The following is a 20,468-nucleotide window of genomic DNA, read 5'->3' as shown; positions in this document are numbered from 1 at the left end:
TCCTAACAATCCGCAGGTTTTTCTTTGGGCAATGTGACGCGGAACGCTGTGCCGTATTGCCCGTTCAGATAGGCAATATCGCCCCCCAGCCGGCGCATGATTTCGCGACAGATCGCAAGACCTAGCCCCGCACCGCCGGCCTTTGATCCATCCGCAACCCGCGAGAATTTTTCAAAGATAAGTTGCTGGTTTTCGGGGGCAATGCCGCTTCCATTATCAATAAAATCAATTAGATAACTATCACCATGATCGGCGCATGAAATCCTGAGACAGGGTGTTTGCGCATCACAGTATTTGCGTGCATTTGCAATCAGGTTGATAAAGACCTGCACCAAACGGTCCAAATCTGTGGTCACGCGCATATCACCCAGATCAGGCGCGCTACGGATTTCAAATGCATCGCCCAGCCCGCCCGCGGCCCCGATTGCGCGTTCGAGCAATTGCCCCAGATTGCCCGTTTTCACATGTAACATTACCTGCCCGTTCTCGAGCACGGACAGGTCCAGCAAATCATCCAGCAATCCGGTCAGGCGAATTGCCTCGTCATGGATAATCCCCGAATAGCGTTTTTGTTCCGCAAGCCCGATTTCTCCGTCGCGCAGGATGTCGGAAAACGACCGGATCGAGGTCATCGGTGTCCGCAACTCATGGCTGATCTGGCTTAGAAAAGCGTCTTTTTGGATCGACAACGCGGTGAGCTTGTCATTCGCTTCGCGCAAGGCGCGCGCGGTCTGTTCTTGTTCGGCGGATTTGGCCTCGAGCCTGCTGGAGTATTCGAGGATTTGCGCCGCCTCATCGGCCACCGCAATCAGGTCTTCGACCGACACGCCGCTGCCGCCGATCAGTTGTCCGACCATCGCATGGGCCGTGGCCGCGCCAACGCTGCCCGCAAGGTCACGCTCGAGCAGTTCGACAAAACTTGGTGTTACTTCGGGCAGAAAACCCTTCTTGCCCTGACGCACGGCCTCGCGTTCAAAAATCGCCTGCGCCTGTTCGCTGCCCATAATGCGCTGTGCCATGATCAACAGGTCTTCGGCCCCAGCGGCGGCGGTGGTCCATGCGGGTGCCGCTGCGGAATGTTCAAACACATTCACAAATTGTGCGCCTTGCAGCCGTTCCAGCGGCGTCGGAAAAGTGACGAGCGAAACAATGATAAATCCCGCTGTATTCAACAGCATCGACCAAAGCAGCCCGTGCACCAACGGATCAAGCCCAACAATCCCGAAAAGCGCCTGCGGGCGCGCCCAAGCCATCCCGAATGGCCCCTGATCCAGCACCGTCTGACCGATCAGCGCCGCATCGCCAAAGCTGGGCAGGAACAATGTCCAAAGCCACACCGTAAGCCCGATCAATAGCCCTGTGGCCGCGCCCAGCCGTGTCGCACCGCGCCAGAAAACGCCGCCCAGCATCGCAGGCAGGATTTGCACCGCCCCTGAAAACGATACAAGCCCGATGGCCGCGAGCGCTGTCCCGCCGCCCGACAGACGGTAATAGACAAGCCCGAGAAATAGCACGCCCGCAATCGACAGACGGCGCGCCAACAAAATGACATGCCGGATATCGCCTGAAATTACCGCCTGCTGGCTGGGCCGCAGTGACAGCCAGACCGGCACAACAATATGATTTGACACCATCGTTGCCAGCGCAATTGTCGCAACCATCACCATTGACGTGGCCGAAGAAAACCCGCCCAAAAACGACAGCATCGCAAGCCCTTGTTTGCCTTCTTGCAATGGCACGGTAAGTACAAACAGATCGGGGTTGCTGCCCACAGGCAGCAGATCCAGCCCGACAACCGCAATCGGCACCACAAAGAGGCTCATCAGGAACAGATAGGTCGGAAAGGCCCAGCTTGCGATCGCGAGGTGACGCTCGTCCGCGTTTTCGACAACCAGCACCTGAAACATCCGCGGCAGGCACAAGAGCGCTGCACCCGAAAGAAAAATCAGGCTGATCCACCGTCCACCATCCTGATCCCAAAGTACAATCTGCGAATTGTCGATCCGCTGCATCATCTCGGCGGGGCCGCCTGCAATGCCCCAAACCACAAACACCCCGACCGCAAGTAGCGCGATCAGCTTGACCACGGCTTCGACGGCGATAGCAATAACGATCCCGTGGTGGCGTTCATTTGCGTCAAGATTGCGGGTGCCAAAGATCACGGTGAACACAAACAAGCCGACCGCGACCCATGTTGCTGTCGCATTAAGATCGGCATCTTGCCAAAGCTGTCCGCCCGATTGCGCAAAAACCGCAAACGACAGGGTCACAGATTGCAATTGCAGCGCAATATAAGGGGTCGCAGCCACCACGGATATCACCGTGACAATCACCCCAAGACTGGTGGATTTGCCAAATCGCGACGACACAAGATCGGCGATCGATGTAATCCGCTGCGCGCGTCCGATCCGCACTAGTTTGCGCAATATCCACCACCAGCCGATCATCATCAGCGTCGGCCCCAGGTAGATTGTCACAAATTCCAGCCCCGAACGGGCTGCATAACCGACAGCGCCGTAAAACGTCCAGGCGGTACAATAAATGCTAAGCGACAGCGTATAGATCAGCGGCGAATGCAACCATGTCGCATTGCCCCGCTTGGCCCGCCGTTCAGCCCAGAATGCCACGAAAAACAGGAACGCGACATAGCAAAGCGAAAAGGCGATGACGGTGTTGATCCCAAGCATTGGCGCGCTCAGGGTTTCGGGTTGCTCGGGTCGTCACCCCGCAAGGCCCACGCCATCAGCACAGTCACCGCAATCAATATGACCCAGACCCCGAAAACATAGGTAAGCGCCGCCGCATTTCCCGGCTGTCCCGACGGGTCCAGCGACCAAAGCAGCGGCACCACCAAAAGAATACACCCGAAAACCGGCCAAACCCGCAGCGCATCACGAAGCCGGCGTTGCCGGTAGCCAGCCTGTTCAAGAAAAATCGTGGCTTTGCGACCACCGCTCATGCGTCAATCAAGCTGCGCACATGATCGCGCACATCGGCATTTGAAAACGGTTTGGTCATAAAATGGTTCGCCCCGAGCCGCATCGCGAGTTCACGGTCCTTTTCTTGTCCGCGCGCGGTCAACATCATTACGGGAATATCTTTGGTAATCTGGTTTTCGCGCAAGTCGCGCAAAATATCGAACCCGCTGCGTCCCGGCAGCATCACATCGAGAATGATCATATCGGGTGGAAACCCGATGACCTTTTTCATTGCCGTTTCCCCATCTTCATGTGTGTGCACCGTCCAGCCGTCGCGGGACAGGATAAAACTGATCGCCTCAAGAATATTCGGCTCATCCTCGATCAGAAGGACACGTTTGCCCATCCCATCGCCTCCCCAATTGTCTTACCGCACCCGCAAGCGCAGCCTCCCTATGCGCGAGTATCAGGCGATTGCTTGGGGAAGTCAAAGCCCTCTGGCTCCACTGATACCAATTAACGCAGGCTCGCGGCGGCTGGTACAATCAGGGCGTGGGCAGATACGGCACGAACCACCGACTGCGATTGCATTTGCTTTACTTTCGGGGGGGTCTGCGACGACCAGCATCGTGCTGTTCAAAACGGGGGTAACATCAAATTGCTGCGCCCCTTGGGGTTGGGCAATCGCGTAACACAAGAAACGTGTACGGGCCGCGTCAGGCAGCGAAACTTCGGCGCGGACGGGCTGAGTGGGGCGGCTTAACGCCCCGAAAATCGGCCACAGCGGACAGGCCCCGTTGCGCCGTGAATAGTTGAACCCGGGCACAGGTTTCAAAAACGTCAGCGTCCCCGAAACATCTGCAATCGCCAATCCCATCGCCGGAAGCGACGTATCGGCAGGCAGGCTTGCCAAGCGGCGCAAAACGGCCGCAAAATCGGCACCGAATTCCCCTGCTAATTGCGCGGGGTTATAGTCAAGCGCGCGGCAGGCTTCGGTAAATGTGGCCAAAGGCAGAACCCTTGCGTCGGCCATATATTGCTTGGCAAAACTGGCAAACAGCACGGTTGCAGGCCCCTTGAGCCCCAGATCACGGGCAACCTGCGCCACATCGGCATTGCCCGCTTCCAACGCTGCAACATGGTAACCCGTGCGCGCCAAAGCGCTTTCGAGCTGTTCAACCGGCGACTGCACAATGTCGACATCTGCTTCTGGGGTCTCGAGATAGGCAACCAATGCTTCGCTGCTGGCGGCAAGCCGCAGGCTGTCCTTGTGGATATTTTCGTGGAACCGGCGCTGCCAGTCGGCGTCCAGCTCTTCTTGGGTGACAAGGATCGAGGCCGAAGAGCGGATCGAAGTGACTGTTGAAATGACTTCGTGCAGTGCATTTGCAAGCTGGGGGTCATGCGTGATCCGGTCGGTCAGCGCGGCCATATGCGTATCAAGCGCCGCAATCCGGCGGGCCTGGGCAACGATGAGCGCGCTCCAGCCGGGAAAACGGGCGGCAATGTCCTCGGCGCGGGCAATTTCGGCGTCGGTTTCAAATGCGGCGGCAGCGCCACGCATGCGCTCCAAAAGGTGACGATCCGCCCCTTGTGTGAGCAATGTCGCGTCGACTTCGAGAAGGCGCGCGATGTCGGCCAACAGCTTGCCGCCGATTCTGCGACGGTTATGTTCGATCAGATTGAGGTAAGAAGGTGAAATCCCGACCGCCGCTGCGACTGCTGCTTGGCGCAACCCCAGTTCAAGTCGTCTGTCGCGGATGCGCCCGCCGGTCAAATGCTGCGTTGGCATGAAAAATTACCTCAATGCTTTCAATTGCTTTCTGCACCTGCGGGATAACGGGTTTACAGACTTGCAAAAAAATTTGTACATAACTTTACAAATAAAACAAGTCCCCCCAATGGCTTGTTGATTGAACACCCCTCAAGCTCAAGAATGGAAAGGTACGTACACGTACAAGCTGTACGGTCCCTTGTGGATCAAGCAGCACAAACCTTTAGGGAGGAAACTAATGTCAAAATCGAATTTCTCACGTCGCGGCGTGTTGAAAACCGGCGCAATTGCCGGTGCCGGTCTTGCGCTTCCGACGTATCTACGCGCGGATTCACATACTGGCTTTACAAATGCCCCAGGCGCCAGCGAAGTCGTCCTTGGCTTTAACGTGCCACAAACAGGCCCATACGCAGACGAGGGCGCAGACGAACTGCGTGCGTATGAGCTTGCTGTCGAGCACCTGAACGGTGGCGGCGACGGCGGCATGCTGAGCACCTTCTCATCTAAAGTATTGGATGGTACCGGTATTCTTGGCCGCGAAGTAAAATATGTCACAGGCGACACACAAACAAAGTCTGACGCTGCGCGCGCATCTGCACGGTCTATGATCGAAAAAGACGGCGCCATCATGATCACCGGCGGTTCTTCCTCTGGTGTAGCTGTTGCTGTTCAAGCTCTCTGCCAAGAAGCTGGTGTTATCTTCATGGCGGGTCTGACCCACTCGAACGACACAACTGGTAAAGACAAGCGGGCCAACGGTTTCCGCCACTTCTTTAACTCTTACATGTCCGGTGCGGCGCTTGCGCCCGTGCTTGCAGCGCAATACGGCACCGACCGTAAGGCCTACCACCTGACCGCAGACTATAACTGGGGTTACACAACAGAAGAAGCTGTACGTTCTTCAACCGAAGCATTGGGTTGGGAAACTGTGAACGCTGTGAAAACACCGCTGACACAGACCGACTTCTCTTCTTATATCGCACCTGTTCTGAACTCTGGTGCCGACGTTCTGGTTCTGAACCACTACGGCGGAAACATGGTGAACTCTTTGACCAACGCTGTTCAGTTCGGCCTGCGTCAAGCACAAGCCAACGGCAAGCAGTTCGAAATCGTTGTTCCGCTCTACTCAGAGCTGATGGCACGCGGTGCGGGCGAAAACATCGCCGGCATCCTTGGTTCACAGAACTGGGACTGGAAACTCGAAAACGAAAAAGGCGCGCGTTATAGCGGCACCAACGCTTTCGTGAAATCCTTTGGCGAGAAATACGGCTTCCCACCAAGCCAGGCTGCACACACAACATACGTACAGACACTGCTTTATGCGGATGCTGTGACACGTGCAGGCTCGTTCAACCCATGTGCCGTTGTCGAAGCTCTTGAAGGCTTTGAATTTGACGGTCTGGGCAGCGGCCCAACACTGTACCGTGCAGACGATCACCAGTGCTTTAAAGACGTTGTGGTTGTGCGTGGTAAAGAAAACCCTGAAAACGAATTCGACCTCGTTGAAATCGTTGAAGTTACCCCTGTGGATCAGGTCACATACGACCCAGAGCACCCGCAATTCGCGGGCGGCGCATTGGGCACATGTAACCCGGGCGCATAAATCACCAAAAATTACAGGTCACCACATCACGTGGTGGCCTGTCACGTCGACAAGAAACTGCGCCCTCAAGGGCAGCGGTATGTCTTTTGGTATCCCGCCAACACTTAACCGATCAGAGGTCACCTCATGGACCAGTTCATACTGCAAATCCTTAACGGGCTCGATAAAGGGTCAGCTTACGCGCTTATCGCGCTTGGGCTTACGCTCATTTTTGGGACGCTTGGCGTTGTCAACTTTGCGCATGGCGCACTCTTTATGCTCGGCTCATTCTGCGCCGTAACTCTTAGCAAATTCTTAAGCCTCAGCCACAAAATTGTGGACGAGACACGGACCGACTTCTTGGGCAATCCAATGGAAGTCGACGTTCCCTATGTGCACGACTGGTTCGGCGTTGCCGCCGGCGATGCGATCATAGACTGGGCGGTTCCGCTTTCACTTATTTTCGCAATTCCGATCATGATCGGCATCGGCTATGTGATGGAACGCGGGCTTATCAAACACTTTTACAAGCGCCCCCATGCGGACCAGATCCTTGTGACCTTTGGTCTTGCCATCGTGATCCAGGAGATCGTCAAATACTACTACGGTGCAAACCCGATCCCGACCCCTGCGCCAAGCGCGTTCAAGGGCAGCTTTGATTTCGGTGTGCTTGTTGGATTTGATGCAAACGCGATCATCTACCCCTACTGGCGTCTTGTGTACTTCTTCTTCTCGCTTGTGATCATCGGTGCGGTATTCGCCTTCTTGCGGTTCACCACCTTCGGGATGGTTGTGCGCGCCGGTATGGCCGACCGCGAAACTGTCGGGCTGCTTGGCATTGATATCGACAAACGGTTCACCATCATGTTCGGGATCGCGGCAGCCGTCGCGGGGCTTGCCGGTGTCATGTATGTGCCGATCAACCCGCCGAACTACCACATGGGCATGGATTTTCTGGTGCTTAGCTTTGTGGTTGTTGTTGTGGGCGGCATGGGGTCACTTCCCGGTGCGGTCGCGGCGGGGTTCCTTTTGGGAATTCTTGAAAGCTTTGCTTCAACCTCTTGGGCGGTCAGCAACCTGCCCGGTATCAACCAGGTTATCATCTATCTGGTCGCAATTATCATTCTATTAACACGTCCACGTGGCCTGATGGGTCGCAAAGGCGTGATGGAGGAATAAGCCAATGCTTGGTCTCGAAAAGAAAGACTTTCGGCTGCTACTTGTTGTCATTGGCCTGACACTATTTGCACCCATCATCCTGAACCCCTTCCCTGCGGGGTCCGAGATGGCCCAGTTCAACGCGGGCTACCCTGACCTGATGCAACGCTTTGTGATCTTCGGGATCTTTGCGATCGGGTTCAACATCCTGTTCGGTCTGACCGGATACCTGTCATTTGGTCACGCGGCGTTCTTGGGTGTGGGTTCATACTCTGCTGTCTGGATGTTCAAGCTGCTAAGCATGAACGTACTGCCAGCGATCATCCTGAGCGTGATCATTGCGGGTCTGTTCTCGCTGGTGATCGGGTATATCTCGCTGCGGCGTTCGGGGATCTACTTCTCGATCCTGACGCTGGCCTTTGCGCAGATGTCATTCGCGCTGGCCTATTCGGTGCTGACACCCATCACAGGTGGCGAAACCGGGCTGCAACTGGCGCTGGACGATCCACGGATTTTGGGTGCTGCGCAAACCGCAAGCGGCAACATTCCTGTGCCGGCCCTGTTCGGGCTAGAAATGCGCGCATCCTATGAACTGAATATTGGCGCGTGGTCGTTTACCTTTAACACAGGTTACTATCTGGCTGCTGTGATGCTGGTACTTGCATTCTACCTTGCGATCCGGATTTTCCGGTCACCGTTCGGCCTGATGCTGCGGGCGATCAAATCCAACCAAACCCGGATGAGCTATACCGGCTTGAATTCACGGCCCTATACGCTTGCGGCCTTTGTGATCTCGGGCATGTATGCCGGACTTGCGGGCGGGCTGATGGCCTCTATGGATCCGCTGGCCGGTGCGGAACGGATGCAGTGGACCGCATCGGGCGAGGTTGTGTTGATGACAATCCTTGGCGGTGCCGGCACATTGATCGGTCCGGTTCTTGGTGCGGGGATGATCAAGTACTTTGAAAACATCTTCTCAAAGATCAACGGTCAGGTTCTGCACGACTGGTTCGGGTTCCTGCCAGGCGGGCTCGAAGATTTCGTCGTCACCATCATTTACCCCTTCGTGGGCAAAGGCTGGCACCTGACACTCGGGATCGTGTTCATGCTCGTTGTGATCTACCTGCCCGGTGGGCTTGTCCAAGGTGGGCAGAAAATCCTCGCTGCATTGCGCCGCACGAAAACCGATGACGCCAATCCCGGCGCCAGCAAACCTGCCGAATAAGGAGAAACGGATATGGGAATCCTTGAAGTCAAAGGCATCAACAAACGGTTTGGTGGCCTGCAAGCGCTGGGTGACGTGAACCTGAGCGTTGAAGAAAACACGGTGCACGCGATTATCGGGCCAAACGGGGCGGGTAAATCGACATTGCTCAACGTGTTGGTTGGCAAACTGATCCCGGATTCAGGGTCGGTGATGTTTGACGGGCAATCGGTCTTGGGGCGCAAGCCCCACGAGATCAACCAGATGGGGATCAGCCGGGTGTTTCAAACACCCGAGATCTTTACCGATCTGACCGTATTCGAGAACGTGATGATCCCCTGCTTTGCCAAACGCGACGGCGCATTCCGGATGCACGCGATCGAAAGCATCTTCGCGGAAAAAGGTATTCGCGCCCAAGCCGAAGAAATGCTCGCCGATGTCAATATGCTTGAAAAGCGGGACATGGTGACGTCAAGCCTGTCACGCGGCGACAAGCGGCGTTTGGAAATGGCAATGTGTCTGGTGCAGGACCCCAAGCTCTTGCTTCTTGACGAGCCGACAGCGGGGATGGCGCGGGCCGATACGGAAAACACGATCGCCTTGCTCAAAGAGATCCGGACCAAACGCGGGATCACCATGGCCATCATTGAACACGACATGAACGTTGTGTTCTCGCTGGCAGAGCGGATCACGGTTTTGGCACAAGGGACACCTCTTGTCGAAGACACGCCCGAAAACATCAAAGGCCACCCAAAGGTGCGCGAAGCCTATCTCGGCGAAGCGCAGGTCTAACCCTTCATCCAGCGGCCAATTCTTCCCAGAAGAATTGGTCACAAACTCTCAAAGAGAGTTTGGCACCCCGGAGAACAAAATGAACCAACCATTTAACAAACACGCCAATAACGCGGCGACACATCCCGCCTTCCTCAGCGTTTGGGAAGTCGAAGCCTATTACGGCGAGAGCTACATCGTGCAAAACGTGAGCTTTAACATCCACGAGGGCGAAATTCTTGCTCTTTTGGGCCGCAACGGTGCCGGCAAAACATCAACCCTGCGCACGATTGCGCGGCTTGACGACCCTGCCCTGACCCACGGCGAAATCTGGCTTGACCACCAGCCACTGCACGAAATGAAAAGCCATCAGGCCGCATCTGCCGGAATCGCACTGGTGCCAGAGGACCGGCGCATCATCCCCGGTCTCACGGTCGAAGAAAACCTGCAGCTTGCGCAAATCGCACCGCCCAAGGGCTGGTCACTGGACCGCATCTACGAGCTGTTTCCGCGCCTTGGCGAACGCCGCAAGCAAGAAGGCGTCACGCTTTCGGGTGGTGAACAGCAGATGCTTGCCATTGCACGCGCGCTTGCGCGCGACATCAAGGTCCTGCTGCTGGACGAACCCTACGAGGGTCTGGCCCCCGTTATTGTGCAAGAAATTGCCAAGACATTGGGCATCATCCGCGATCAGGGCATCACCACTGTAATCGTTGAACAAAACGCCGTTGCCGCGCTGAAACTCGCGGACCGCGCCGTGATTTTGGACACGGGCACGGTTGTGTTTGACGGCTCTGCGGCAGAGGTGCTTGAAAACGATGATCTGCGGGCGCAATACCTCGCAATCTAAGAAAATTCGCCAGATGTTTGTCCCCTAAGCAGGCATCTGGCGCATATTTATTAAGGGTTTGGTAATCTTCTGGCGCGATTCTGTGACAAGGCCGTTTTGGCAAATTCGGAGTCAGACCCATGGACATTCACCCTATCACCGCCCCCAAAGCAGTTGCGACAGTCGCGCCGGTTGCGCCGGTTCCGCGTCCGGTCGACACCAAGGTCCCGACAATTGCAGCGCTGGACCGAACGGCGATAACAAGCGAACAAAAACCTTTTATCGCACCAATTGTGAATGCAAAGTTAGCCTTCACCGGACTTCACGAAAAAAATATTACCGCGCAGCAGCCGGAACGTGTTTTACGCCCCTACGGTGTACCCATGTTGCCCTATGATGATGATGAAGCCCCAACAAAACCTGCGGCTTCTCCGCCTGCGTCCGATGGGCAAACAGAAACGCTTGATATGAAAGCCACATTTGCCATTCCTGCCTAACGTCGTATTTTCATATCGCAACGCTTCCCCCCTCGGCTGGCTTGCCCTATAAGAACCTACACGCATTGTGACGTTACGTCGCGATCCTAGCGAATTAAGGGCAACGGCCGAGGAAACCATGAGCAAACAAACCTCTCACGACAGCGATGTCAGCTTTATTCAGGCTCTTGCAGAGCTTTTGCGCGAAAACGATTTGACCGAATTGCAGGTCAAAAGGGACTATGGTGAAAATGACAGCCTGAATGTGCGCGTCAGCCGCCAGACCCAAACCATTGTGCAAGCCGCCGTTGCCGCCCCAGTCGCGGCACCCGTTGCTGCCGCCCCTGCCGTTGCCGCAGCCACCGAAGTTTCCGCGGACCCCGCAAGCCACCCGGGTGCTGTGACATCGCCAATGGTTGGCACCGTCTATATGGCCGCAGAGCCGGGCGCGGCCCCCTTTGTTGCTGTTGGCACAACCGTCAGCGAGGGCGACACATTGTTGATCATCGAAGCGATGAAAACAATGAACCATATCCCTGCCCCGCGCGCAGGCACCGTCAAGCGGATTTTGGTCGAAGACGGCGGCGCCGTCGAATTTGGCGCCCCTCTTGTGATCATCGAATAGGGGCCGCCCATGTTCGAAAAAATTCTCATTGCGAACCGTGGCGAAATCGCGCTGCGCGTTGTGCGGGCCTGTCGTGAAATGGGCGTGAAATCCGTTGCCGTGCATTCAACAGCGGACGCTGATGCAATGCATGTGCGCATGGCTGATGAGGCGATCTGCATCGGACCGCCATCATCCGCGCAAAGCTATCTGTCGTTTCCGGCGATTATTTCAGCCTGTGAAATCACCGGCGCGCAGGCAATCCACCCCGGTTATGGCTTTTTGTCGGAAAATGCGGCCTTTGTGCAGGCGCTCGAAGACCACGGGCTGACATTCATCGGCCCCACAGCCGAACACATCCGCACCATGGGCGATAAAATCACTGCCAAGGACACGATGAAGGCGCTTGGCGTGCCTTGCGTGCCCGGATCGGACGGCGGCGTGCCCACATTGGACGACGCCAAGCGCATTGGCGATGAAATCGGCTATCCGGTCATCATCAAGGCGACAGCAGGCGGCGGTGGCCGCGGCATGAAAGTGGCGCAAACCGCCGCTGACATGGAAAAGGCGTTCCATTCCGCCCGCGCCGAAGGCAAAGCCGCTTTTGGCAACGACGAAGTCTATATTGAAAAATACCTGACCACGCCGCGCCACATCGAAATCCAAGTCTTTGGCGATGGTAAAGGCAATGCTGTGCATTTGGGCGAGCGCGATTGTTCGCTGCAACGCCGCCACCAGAAAGTGCTGGAAGAGGCCCCCGGCCCCTGCATCACCCCCGAATTGCGCGCAAGAATCGGCAAGGTCTGTGCTGATGCCGTGGCCAAGATCAACTATATCGGCGCTGGCACAATTGAATTCCTGTTCGAGAATGACGAATTCTATTTCATCGAAATGAACACCCGCTTGCAGGTCGAACACCCCGTCACCGAAGCCATTTTTGGCGTCGATCTGGTGCGCGAACAGCTGCGCGTTGCGTCAGGACTGCCGATGTCGTTTACCCAAGACGACCTGCAGATCAACGGCCATTCGATCGAAGTGCGGATCAACGCGGAAAAACTGCCGAACTTTGCGCCCTGCCCCGGCACCATTACGCAATACCACGCGCCCGGCGGGCTTGGCGTGCGGATGGATAGTGCGCTTTATGACGGCTACCGTATTCCGCCCTATTACGACAGTTTGATTGGCAAACTGATCGTGCATGGGCGCGACCGGCCCGAAGCGCTCGCACGGCTTTCACGTGCGTTGGGGGAATTGATCGTGGACGGTGTCGATACGACCGTGCCGCTGTTTCATGCGCTGTTGGCGGAAAAAGCCGTACAAACAGGGGATTACAATATCCACTGGCTTGAACATTGGCTCGAAGAAAACCTTAACGGTTAGGTAGATGCGCGGTCCGAAATTCGGGCCGCGTTTTTCATGGTGACATGATGCAGGAACTATCCGCAGAATTATTACTTTCGGCCTATGCGCAAGGCGTGTTTCCCATGTCCGAAAGCCGCGACGACCCCGCGCTGTTTTGGGTCGATCCGCAGATGCGCGGTGTGCTGCCGCTAGACGGTTTTCGCATTTCACGCAGCCTTGCCAAAACCTTGCGGCGCGGGCATTTCAAGGTCACGTTCGACACGGCATTTGCAAGGGTCGTCGCAGGCTGCGCCGACCGTGACGAAACTTGGATCAACGCCACAATATTTGATCTTTATGCACAGCTGCACGACCAAGGCGACGCGCATTCTGTCGAGGTCTGGCAAGACGGCAATCTGGTCGGCGGTGCCTATGGCGTGGCGCTTGGTGCGGCGTTTTTCGGCGAAAGCATGTTCAGTCTGGCAACCGATGCGTCAAAAGTCGCGCTGGCCTATCTGGTGGACCGTCTGCGCAGGGGGGGATTCATGTTATGCGACACGCAGTTCATCACGCCACATCTTGCCAGTCTTGGCGCGGTTGAAATCAGCCGTGCAACCTATCACGCGCAGCTTGTCCGCGCGCTGGCTTGCCCTGCGTCATTCAACCAAGACCCCGATGTGCCGTGCGCTCAGGACGTGATACAGCGCAACGCCCAAACGTCATAGCGTTGGTGATCCAAAGCATTCAGCGCCGGTGAAGATGCGATCATCCACCCTGAGAACACCGGTGCAGCTTCGTCGCGGTAGTGGATGCGCATGCTGATAAACGCGTCACCCGCGGGGTTGTTTTCGGGGTAACGGCATTCGTTCAGCGTGACCAGTAAAAAGCCCAAATGCCCCGTTTCGCCCGACTGCAAAGTCAGATCAATGCGGTCACCTGTGAGCTTGTCAAGCACACGCACAACCCCGGATTCAGCCGTGAGCGCAATTTCACTGCGTTGGGTCTGCACGGGTTCAAGCGGAACAACATCGCTTTCAAGCCCCTGTAACAGTTCAGTCAGGTCAATCGGGTCGTCCTGCGCGAGTGCTGGCAGCGCCAGAAACAGTGCTGCAATCGACGCATATATCGGGGCTTTGAACATTGCGTGTGGCGCCTATTCCGGCGTCCACGCCTCATAATCGCTGCGTGCCGCGGGGGCCGCTTTGCGGATCGAACCGGCGGGCGCATAGGCGGCAGCGGTCCCTGTCAGGTTTTCGACATGCGGCTGTTCCCATGGCTTGTGAACAATCGCCACTTCGGTCGGGGCGTCATCCCAAGTGTGATGCAGCCAGCCGTGCCATTCAGGCGCAACACGCGACGCTTCGTTTTCGCCGTTATAGATCACCCAGCGGCGGCTATCGTCTTTGTTGCGGTAAAAGATGTTGCCTTGCGCATCCTCGCCGACTTTGGTGCCATTGCGGCTGGTCCAAAGCTGGGTGCCAAATGACTGTCCGTCCCACCAGGTAAAGATGCGTTTAATGTTATGACCAAGGCTCATGTTACGTCTCCGTATGTGTTGCCTCTGCATGCCTCAAATCGGCACAAAGGTCTAGTCCACTTTGAGCGCAGCGCGATAAGCGGTCAGCTCAATCTCGATCTTGTATTTGGGGTCCACCAGCGCACATGAAATCATCATGGCGGCGGGCGGGTTGGCCCCGAATGTTTCGGCCAATAAGGGCCAGCAGGCTTCGAACTCGGCGGGGTTTGGCACCACATAGTTCACACGCACCGCATCCGCAAAACTTGCCCCCGCTTTGGAAAGCGCATCTTCGATCACCGCAAGCGCTGCGCGGCACTGGTCAACGATATCGGTGGAAATATCGGTGCCCGGTGCCACTGTCCCCGCAACATGTACCCAGCCATCGGCCACAACGGCACGGCAATAGCCGACTTTTTCTTCGAAAATGCCGCCCGATCTGATCCGTTTCATCTTAGCCAGCCGATGCGGTTTCTTTGGTTTTCTTGCCTTCGTCATGGATCATCAAAGGGGCTACGTCAGATGTAACTGCCTCTTCGTTCACGACAACTTCGGTCACTGTGTCCATCCCGGGCAGGTCGAACATCGTATCAAGCAAGATGTCTTCCATGATGGACCGCAACCCGCGTGCGCCGGTCTTGCGTTCGATCGCGCGGGCCGCAATAGCTGTCAGCGCGTCTTCCGTGAACGTCAGCTTAGTATTTTCAAGCTCGAACAGGCGCTGATACTGTTTGACCAGCGCATTCTTGGGCTTGGTCAGAATGGTGATCAGTGCATCCGCATCCAGATCTGTCAGTGTCGCAATCACCGGCAAACGGCCGACAAATTCCGGAATCAGACCGAATTTCAGCAGATCTTCGGGTTCAAGGTCTTGGAACACTTCGCCGACACCGCGCGCATCAACATCTTTCACATCCGCGCCAAAGCCCATGCTGGTGCCTTTGCCACGCTGTGCAATAATTTTGTCTAGCCCCGCAAAGGCGCCGCCGCAGATGAACAGGATGTTGGTCGTGTCAACTTGCAGGAATTCCTGCTGAGGATGCTTGCGCCCGCCTTGGGGCGGCACAGAGGCAACCGTACCTTCCATGATCTTCAAAAGCGCTTGCTGCACGCCTTCGCCCGATACATCGCGGGTGATCGACGGGTTGTCGGATTTGCGCGTAATCTTGTCGACCTCGTCGATGTAGACGATGCCGCGCTGCGCGCGTTCGACATTGTATTCGGAGGCCTGCAGCAATTTCAGAATGATGTTTTCAACGTCTTCACCGACATAACCTGCTTCAGTCAAAGTGGTAGCGTCAGCCATTGTGAACGGCACATCCAGAATCCGCGCCAGCGTCTGCGCCAGCAGCGTCTTGCCGCAACCTGTCGGGCCGATCAGCATGATGTTGGATTTGGCGAGTTCAATATCGGATTTATCGGCGTGGTTCAGGCGTTTGTAGTGGTTATGTACAGCCACCGACAGCACGCGTTTTGCGTGGACCTGACCGATGACATAGTCGTCAAGAACGCCGCAAATTTCAGAAGGTGTCGGCACACCATCACCGGATTTCAGCCCAGCGGTTTTGGTTTCTTCGCGGATAATATCCATGCAAAGTTCCACGCATTCATCGCAGATAAATACGGTTGGCCCGGCAATCAGCTTGCGCACCTCATGTTGGCTTTTGCCACAAAAGCTACAGTAAAGCGTGTTTTTGCTGTCGTTTCCGGTCGTTGTCGCCATCTCAAACCCCTTGGCCCTATGGCCCGTCAAATATTGTGCGGACTGCCTTTGTCGCAACTTTAGGGCAGCCCGCCAAGGTCCACAATGTCAAAATGCCCCTGAAAGCGGCAGGTTTCTATTGTGCTTAATCTTCCGCTTTTTCACGGTTCGCGACAATTTCGTCGATCAAACCCCAGTCTTTGGCCTCTTCGGGCGACATAAAGTTGTCGCGCTCAAGCGCTGCTTCGACTTTTTTCAGCGTGTTTCCAGTGTGTTTGACGTAAATTTCGTTCAAACGTGTTTTCAGCTTTTGGGTTTCTGCGGCGTGGATCATGATATCGGTCGCCTGCCCCTGATACCCGCCAGACGGCTGGTGCACCATCACGCGGCTATTGGGCAACGAGAATCGCATGCCTTCGTGACCTGCCGTCAACAAAAGCGACCCCATCGACGCCGCCTGCCCGATCACCAGCGTGCTGACCTTTGGTTTGATGTACTGCATCGTGTCATAGATCGACAGGCCAGATGTCACAACGCCACCGGGGCTGTTGATATACATGCTGATTTCTTTTTTCGGGTTTTCCGATTCAAGGTGCAGCAATTGCGCGACAATCAGCTGGCTCATGCCGTCATGCACGGGGCCGTTTACAAAAATGATCCGTTCTTTCAGCAGGCGCGAAAAAATATCATAGGCGCGTTCACCCCGGGCGGTCTGTTCAACGACCATTGGGACAAGGTTCATGTAGGTCTCGACGGGGTCTTGCATATGTAGTGCCTCACTTTGGGACGGGTACGTCCTAATTCAAAAGTCCTGACAGAGTCTTAGTGACAGCAGGCAGGGGCTTCAAGGGTTGCACGAAACGTTTGACGAATCGTAAGCAATGACTTACCGTAAGTCATGAGCTACGAACATGCAATCACCGCGCTCGCCGACCCCACCCGCCGTGTCATTATCGACCGTTTGCGCGGCGGCCCCATGGCGGTTGGCACCATCGCAAACGGCATGGACATCAGCCGCCCCGCGGTCAGCCAACACCTGCGCGTGCTATCGGACGCGGGGCTATTGACCGTCACCCCATCGGGCAACCGCAGGCTTTATGCCATTGCCCCTGACGGTGTCGACGCATTGCGCAAATATCTCGATAGCCTGTGGGATGACGCATTGGGCGCCTTTGCCCGCGCCGCCCATGAAAAAGCAAAAGGACAGTGAAATGAACGATCCGATCCGCAAGTCCGTCGCCGTGCCGCTGACACCCGCTGATGCGTTTTCGCTTTTTGCCGCTGAAATTGACAGCTGGTGGCCCGGCGAGACCCATTCCGTTACCGCTGGCAAAGGAGATATCCCCAGCAATATCCGGATTGAGCCGCACAAGGGCGGCAAGATCATCGAAACCGCGCCGGATGGGGCGGAATACATCTGGGGCGAAATTATCGCATATGATCCGGGCACGTATCTGTCGTTCTCATGGCACCCCGGCAAAACCGAAGCCGAGGCGACTGTGGTGTCGGTCAGTTTCAAGGCGACGCATGACAGCACCCAAGTCGACCTCACCCACGGCGGCTTCGACATCCTCGGCCCGCTCGCCGATGCGGTCAGCAGCAGCTATGTGACCGGCTGGGATCTGGTGCTGGGGTGCTATTGCGGGGCGGTTCAGACGCGGGTCGCGACCTTATCCTAGATCGTCAGTTGCAGTAAACCGCTTGGGCGTTTTTACAGTGCCGCGCAATCAGATTGCGCGCCTGATTGCCCTTGGGTGCGGGCCGCGCCATCGGCGGGTTCAAAAACGCCTCACCCGCAAAGATAGTCGCAATTTCCGCGCGCGCCTCTGGCGTCATCGCTTTCATCGCCTCTGTGCCGGTGTATAGCGTTTCGGCAAAGGCGCCGTCTGCCTCGACAATTTCATGGTCGTCGCACAAGATATGATAATAGGTTACGTCGCTCAGGTCGGCCGCGATGGAAACGCCCTTCAATCCCAGCAGGTTCTTGGCCGCGACAAAAATTTCGGTTGTCCCGAACATACGCATCGCAATTTTCGAGCGCAGAAAAATCCGGTGTTGCGGCGAAACGACCAGATCACGCGCGGGCACGCCTTGGCTTAATGCGTTGGCCGCAATCCGGACCGGCCGCAGTTTTGGATATTGTGCCAGTTTTTGCGCGCTGACCTTGCGCGACCCGATCCAGCGAATGGTTTGTAGCCCGTGATCGCAGGTGACGACCTTGTCACCGGCGCAAAGCGTTTCAATCGGGACGGTCCCGTTTTCGGCCCTGATCATTGTGCCCTTTGCAAAACAAACGACAAGATTTTCGATTTCTGTAAAATTGACAATCTGGCCGCTGGCATATGTTGCGGTGCCACTGCGTGAATCGCCATCTGCATCCAGTGTTGTGGTCAGGGTAAAGGCGCCGTGGCCGGTCAGATCAAGCGTATCATAGTCAACACCATCGGTGCTGCCGTGGATGGTTATCGTCTGCGAACCCGTGCTGCTCGTCTGGCCGAAATCCAGTGTAAACGTGTCGGAATCCGCACTACCGGTCGCGATGTCACCAACGCCGACCGTGATACTGTCATTTCCGCTGCCGCCGGTGATCGTGTCGTTGCCATCGCCGCCATCAATGGTGTCATTGCCGTTGCCGCCGATAATCGTGTCGTTGCCCGCACCACCATACAGAAAATCGTTGCCGTCACCGCCATCAATATAATCGTTACCATCGCCACCATAGATCGTATCGGTGAACGTGCCTGCACCACCATAAAGCGTGTCATTGCCCGCACCACCGTCGATATAATCTGCGCCTGTGCCACCGTCGACATAATCATCACCAAGCCCCGCGTGCACAGTGTCATCGCCCGCGCCTGCGCGGATGCGGTCATCATTCCAGCCGGTGCCAGCGCTGGAAATCCCGTCGCCGCCATCAACCCTGTCAGTGCCGTTTGCAACCGGTTCTATATAGCTGGCGTTGATCACATCATTGCCCGATGTGCCGTCAATATAACCATCATCAAAGCCGGTCACGATCCGGTCAGTATCAAGCCCCGAAAACGTCGTGACGTTGTTGTAAACGCTGACCAGCCGCACCGATACAATCGGCGCTGTCTCATAGGCCACCGTATCCGGTGCAGGGTTGGCTGTCCGGTCGGGCGCAAGAAACAATTGCCCCGTTGTGCTTTGGACGACCACTGCGGTGACATTGGCGGTTGTACCGTTGGCATAGGTAATGACCGCGTTGTAAATAATGCTGGCATCATAGGTATACGTCTGCGTACCCGCGCCGATATTGGTCGTAAACTGGTCGTTCGAGACGTTGTTGTTAATATCTAGTGCGTTTGCTGTGCCGCCCCTGTCGATAAGGGTCGCAGACGAAATATGTGTATGAAGCGGGTCAGCAGCGGTGCCGAAAGTCTTGCCGATAAACGCCGTCGAATTTGCGTTCTCGACAACGTTATTGCCTTCGGTCGGGTCAAGCTGGGTCGAGGATGTCCCAAGGTAAAGCCACGTAAATGTCGTAGCCATTTATCGAAGCCAAATGCACGATGGGGTTACATTCGGGGCCGTATGGTCGGCCATACCGCCGGATACGCACAAACACACGCAACGCAAAACCATGATCTTAAGTCCGTAAAACACATGAAGGGGATGACCGCGCTTGTTTGCAACCCCTTCTTTGCCCCGCCAAGGCTGATTCGGTTCGCGGCTTGCGCAAGTCCCTTTATACACGAGTCAAAACCGCCTTCATATAACTATTTTGGGCAGATTACCGTGCGTAAATAGCCAAGTTTTACGCAGCCCTAATGAAACAACACCCTGAGCATTTCCGGCTTCACGACACTTGCGCCCGCGGTCGGCACGCGCCCGCTGACAGGACAGTGTGTTCTTGCAGGGCGGAACAGACCAGTGTCACTGCATGCGCTTAGGTGCAAACCCGTAAAGACAAATTGACCTTACAGTTTCAATGCATCCAATGCGCGACATCGGGCCGCGATGGCTTGTTCGCATCTACCTTGAGCGTCTCGATCGTTAGCCCAGCAACATCGCGAAACGCGCGGCGAATATCCACAAGCACGGGTGCGTCACGGTGCATTGACACCAGTTCGGTCAGAACACCTGCATCGAGCGTATAGAAATGCACGAACTTGTTGCCTTCAATCGTGCCCGTCCGGCGGCTCCCATGCACAGACGACGCAAGATATTCCCCGAGAGGATGGTTTTTCCGGATCGCTATTTCTTTGCGTCCGAAAAATGTCGGCTTCACAATTGCGCTGGCACTGATTGTCAGCATCGGCGTCCGCCACGCATTGATGAACCCTACCCCCAAGGCACAGGCCCCTAAAAAACCCAAAGCGGTCAAGATAATTGTCTTTGCATCATAAATGCGGGCCATAAAGGCAAGCATGACCACGCCAACGCATGCCGCGGCAATGAACACCACCCCTAAACCCGCAAGAACTAGACCGTCAGATCTTTTGAATTCAACAGTTTGCATAGTGGATGCCCCGACAACCATGCAGGCAACCTATCATAACCTTGGCGCTTTCCAAGTGCGGCAATCCCGAAACCACCTTACCGATCCAATGCGGGAACGCCGGTACGCAT

The 20,468-nt window shown here is 56.0% G+C and carries 22 protein-coding genes and 1 pseudogene; 12 read left to right on the top strand and 11 right to left on the bottom strand.

Features of this window, described 5'->3' with window-relative positions; genetic code table 11:
* Positions 1–2: 2 nt before the first annotated feature.
* From BM320_RS04665 to BM320_RS04650, 4 genes are all read right to left on the bottom strand, one after another.
* On the bottom strand, positions 3–2,687 hold the full coding sequence (locus tag BM320_RS04665; RefSeq protein WP_090197035.1) for an ATP-binding protein: 2,685 nt from the start codon (positions 2,685–2,687) through the stop codon (positions 3–5).
* 8 nt (positions 2,688–2,695) lie between these two features.
* A complete protein-coding gene (locus BM320_RS04660; RefSeq protein ID WP_090197032.1) occupies positions 2,696–2,959 on the bottom strand; it encodes a hypothetical protein in 264 nt (87 codons plus the stop codon).
* Positions 2,956–3,324 (bottom strand): response regulator transcription factor, encoded by a 369-nt coding sequence (locus tag BM320_RS04655; protein WP_090197029.1) that lies wholly within the window; start codon positions 3,322–3,324, stop codon positions 2,956–2,958. The genes BM320_RS04660 and BM320_RS04655 overlap by 4 nt, the downstream gene beginning before the upstream one ends.
* An 81-nt stretch (positions 3,325–3,405) precedes the next feature.
* A complete protein-coding gene (locus tag BM320_RS04650; RefSeq protein ID WP_090197027.1) occupies positions 3,406–4,710 on the bottom strand; it encodes a short-chain fatty acyl-CoA regulator family protein in 1,305 nt (434 codons plus the stop codon).
* A gap of 220 nt (positions 4,711–4,930) precedes the next feature.
* Between BM320_RS04650 and BM320_RS04645 the strand changes: the two genes are divergently transcribed.
* From BM320_RS04645 to aat, 10 genes and pseudogenes are all read left to right on the top strand, one after another.
* Positions 4,931–6,295, top strand: coding sequence for a substrate-binding protein (locus BM320_RS04645; RefSeq protein ID WP_090197024.1), 1,365 nt, complete (start codon positions 4,931–4,933; stop codon positions 6,293–6,295).
* 126 nt (positions 6,296–6,421) lie between these two features.
* A complete protein-coding gene (locus tag BM320_RS04640; RefSeq protein ID WP_090197023.1) occupies positions 6,422–7,453 on the top strand; it encodes a branched-chain amino acid ABC transporter permease in 1,032 nt (343 codons plus the stop codon).
* 4 nt (positions 7,454–7,457) lie between these two features.
* A complete protein-coding gene (locus tag BM320_RS04635; protein WP_090197021.1) occupies positions 7,458–8,657 on the top strand; it encodes a branched-chain amino acid ABC transporter permease in 1,200 nt (399 codons plus the stop codon).
* A gap of 12 nt (positions 8,658–8,669) precedes the next feature.
* A pseudogene (locus tag BM320_RS04630) lies at positions 8,670–9,188 on the top strand (ABC transporter ATP-binding protein); the annotation flags it as partial.
* Positions 9,189–9,203: 15 nt separating this feature from the next.
* Positions 9,204–9,428 (top strand): ABC transporter ATP-binding protein C-terminal domain-containing protein, encoded by a 225-nt coding sequence (locus BM320_RS16625; RefSeq protein WP_446001681.1) that lies wholly within the window; start codon positions 9,204–9,206, stop codon positions 9,426–9,428.
* A 79-nt stretch (positions 9,429–9,507) separates the two neighbouring features.
* Positions 9,508–10,257, top strand: a complete 750-nt coding sequence (locus tag BM320_RS04625) for an ABC transporter ATP-binding protein (RefSeq protein ID WP_090197016.1) — start codon at positions 9,508–9,510, stop codon at positions 10,255–10,257.
* 119 nt (positions 10,258–10,376) lie between these two features.
* Positions 10,377–10,733: a hypothetical protein gene (locus BM320_RS04620; protein ID WP_090197014.1), complete on the top strand. Its 357-nt coding sequence runs from the start codon at positions 10,377–10,379 to the stop codon at positions 10,731–10,733.
* 118 nt (positions 10,734–10,851) lie between these two features.
* A complete protein-coding gene (gene accB / locus BM320_RS04615; RefSeq protein WP_090197009.1) occupies positions 10,852–11,337 on the top strand; it encodes an acetyl-CoA carboxylase biotin carboxyl carrier protein in 486 nt (161 codons plus the stop codon).
* A gap of 9 nt (positions 11,338–11,346) precedes the next feature.
* On the top strand, positions 11,347–12,696 hold the full coding sequence (gene accC / locus BM320_RS04610; protein WP_090197006.1) for an acetyl-CoA carboxylase biotin carboxylase subunit: 1,350 nt from the start codon (positions 11,347–11,349) through the stop codon (positions 12,694–12,696).
* A 47-nt stretch (positions 12,697–12,743) separates the two neighbouring features.
* The gene (gene aat, locus BM320_RS04605; protein WP_090200363.1) at positions 12,744–13,382 is read left to right on the top strand and encodes a leucyl/phenylalanyl-tRNA--protein transferase; all 639 of its coding nucleotides are present in this window, start codon (positions 12,744–12,746) and stop codon (positions 13,380–13,382) included.
* Here the strand turns inward: aat and BM320_RS04600 are convergent.
* From BM320_RS04600 to BM320_RS04580, 5 genes are all read right to left on the bottom strand, one after another.
* Complete coding sequence (locus BM320_RS04600) at positions 13,346–13,798, bottom strand: DUF2155 domain-containing protein (RefSeq protein WP_090197003.1); 453 nt, start codon at positions 13,796–13,798, stop codon at positions 13,346–13,348. The genes aat and BM320_RS04600 overlap by 37 nt on opposite strands.
* A 12-nt stretch (positions 13,799–13,810) precedes the next feature.
* Positions 13,811–14,194 carry an NADH:ubiquinone oxidoreductase subunit NDUFA12 gene (locus tag BM320_RS04595; protein WP_090197000.1) on the bottom strand — a complete coding sequence of 128 codons (384 nt, stop codon included), beginning with the start codon at positions 14,192–14,194 and terminating at the stop codon, positions 13,811–13,813.
* 51 nt (positions 14,195–14,245) lie between these two features.
* On the bottom strand, positions 14,246–14,626 hold the full coding sequence (locus BM320_RS04590) for a RidA family protein (protein ID WP_090196997.1): 381 nt from the start codon (positions 14,624–14,626) through the stop codon (positions 14,246–14,248).
* Position 14,627: 1 nt separating this feature from the next.
* Complete coding sequence (gene clpX / locus BM320_RS04585) at positions 14,628–15,896, bottom strand: ATP-dependent Clp protease ATP-binding subunit ClpX (RefSeq protein WP_090196995.1); 1,269 nt, start codon at positions 15,894–15,896, stop codon at positions 14,628–14,630.
* Between the two features lie 124 nt (positions 15,897–16,020).
* On the bottom strand, positions 16,021–16,641 hold the full coding sequence (locus tag BM320_RS04580; protein ID WP_090196993.1) for an ATP-dependent Clp protease proteolytic subunit: 621 nt from the start codon (positions 16,639–16,641) through the stop codon (positions 16,021–16,023).
* 132 nt (positions 16,642–16,773) lie between these two features.
* Between BM320_RS04580 and BM320_RS04575 the strand changes: the two genes are divergently transcribed.
* Together BM320_RS04575 and BM320_RS04570 are read left to right on the top strand one after the other, a co-directional pair.
* Positions 16,774–17,085, top strand: coding sequence for an ArsR/SmtB family transcription factor (locus BM320_RS04575; protein WP_090196990.1), 312 nt, complete (start codon positions 16,774–16,776; stop codon positions 17,083–17,085).
* Position 17,086: 1 nt separating this feature from the next.
* A complete protein-coding gene (locus tag BM320_RS04570; RefSeq protein ID WP_165614987.1) occupies positions 17,087–17,554 on the top strand; it encodes an SRPBCC family protein in 468 nt (155 codons plus the stop codon).
* Between the two features lie 4 nt (positions 17,555–17,558).
* Here BM320_RS04570 and BM320_RS16540 read toward each other — a convergent pair whose 3' ends face one another.
* Positions 17,559–19,388 (bottom strand): Hint domain-containing protein, encoded by a 1,830-nt coding sequence (locus BM320_RS16540; RefSeq protein WP_090196984.1) that lies wholly within the window; start codon positions 19,386–19,388, stop codon positions 17,559–17,561.
* Positions 19,389–19,824: 436 nt separating this feature from the next.
* Positions 19,825–20,358 (bottom strand): hypothetical protein, encoded by a 534-nt coding sequence (locus BM320_RS04560; protein WP_131802279.1) that lies wholly within the window; start codon positions 20,356–20,358, stop codon positions 19,825–19,827.
* Between the last annotated feature and the right edge of the window lie 110 nt (positions 20,359–20,468).

Origin of the sequence: Yoonia tamlensis (genome assembly GCF_900115105.1) — a bacterium.
Classification (GTDB): domain Bacteria; phylum Pseudomonadota; class Alphaproteobacteria; order Rhodobacterales; family Rhodobacteraceae; genus Yoonia; species Yoonia tamlensis.
This window is presented reverse-complemented; position numbering and strand designations above follow the sequence as displayed.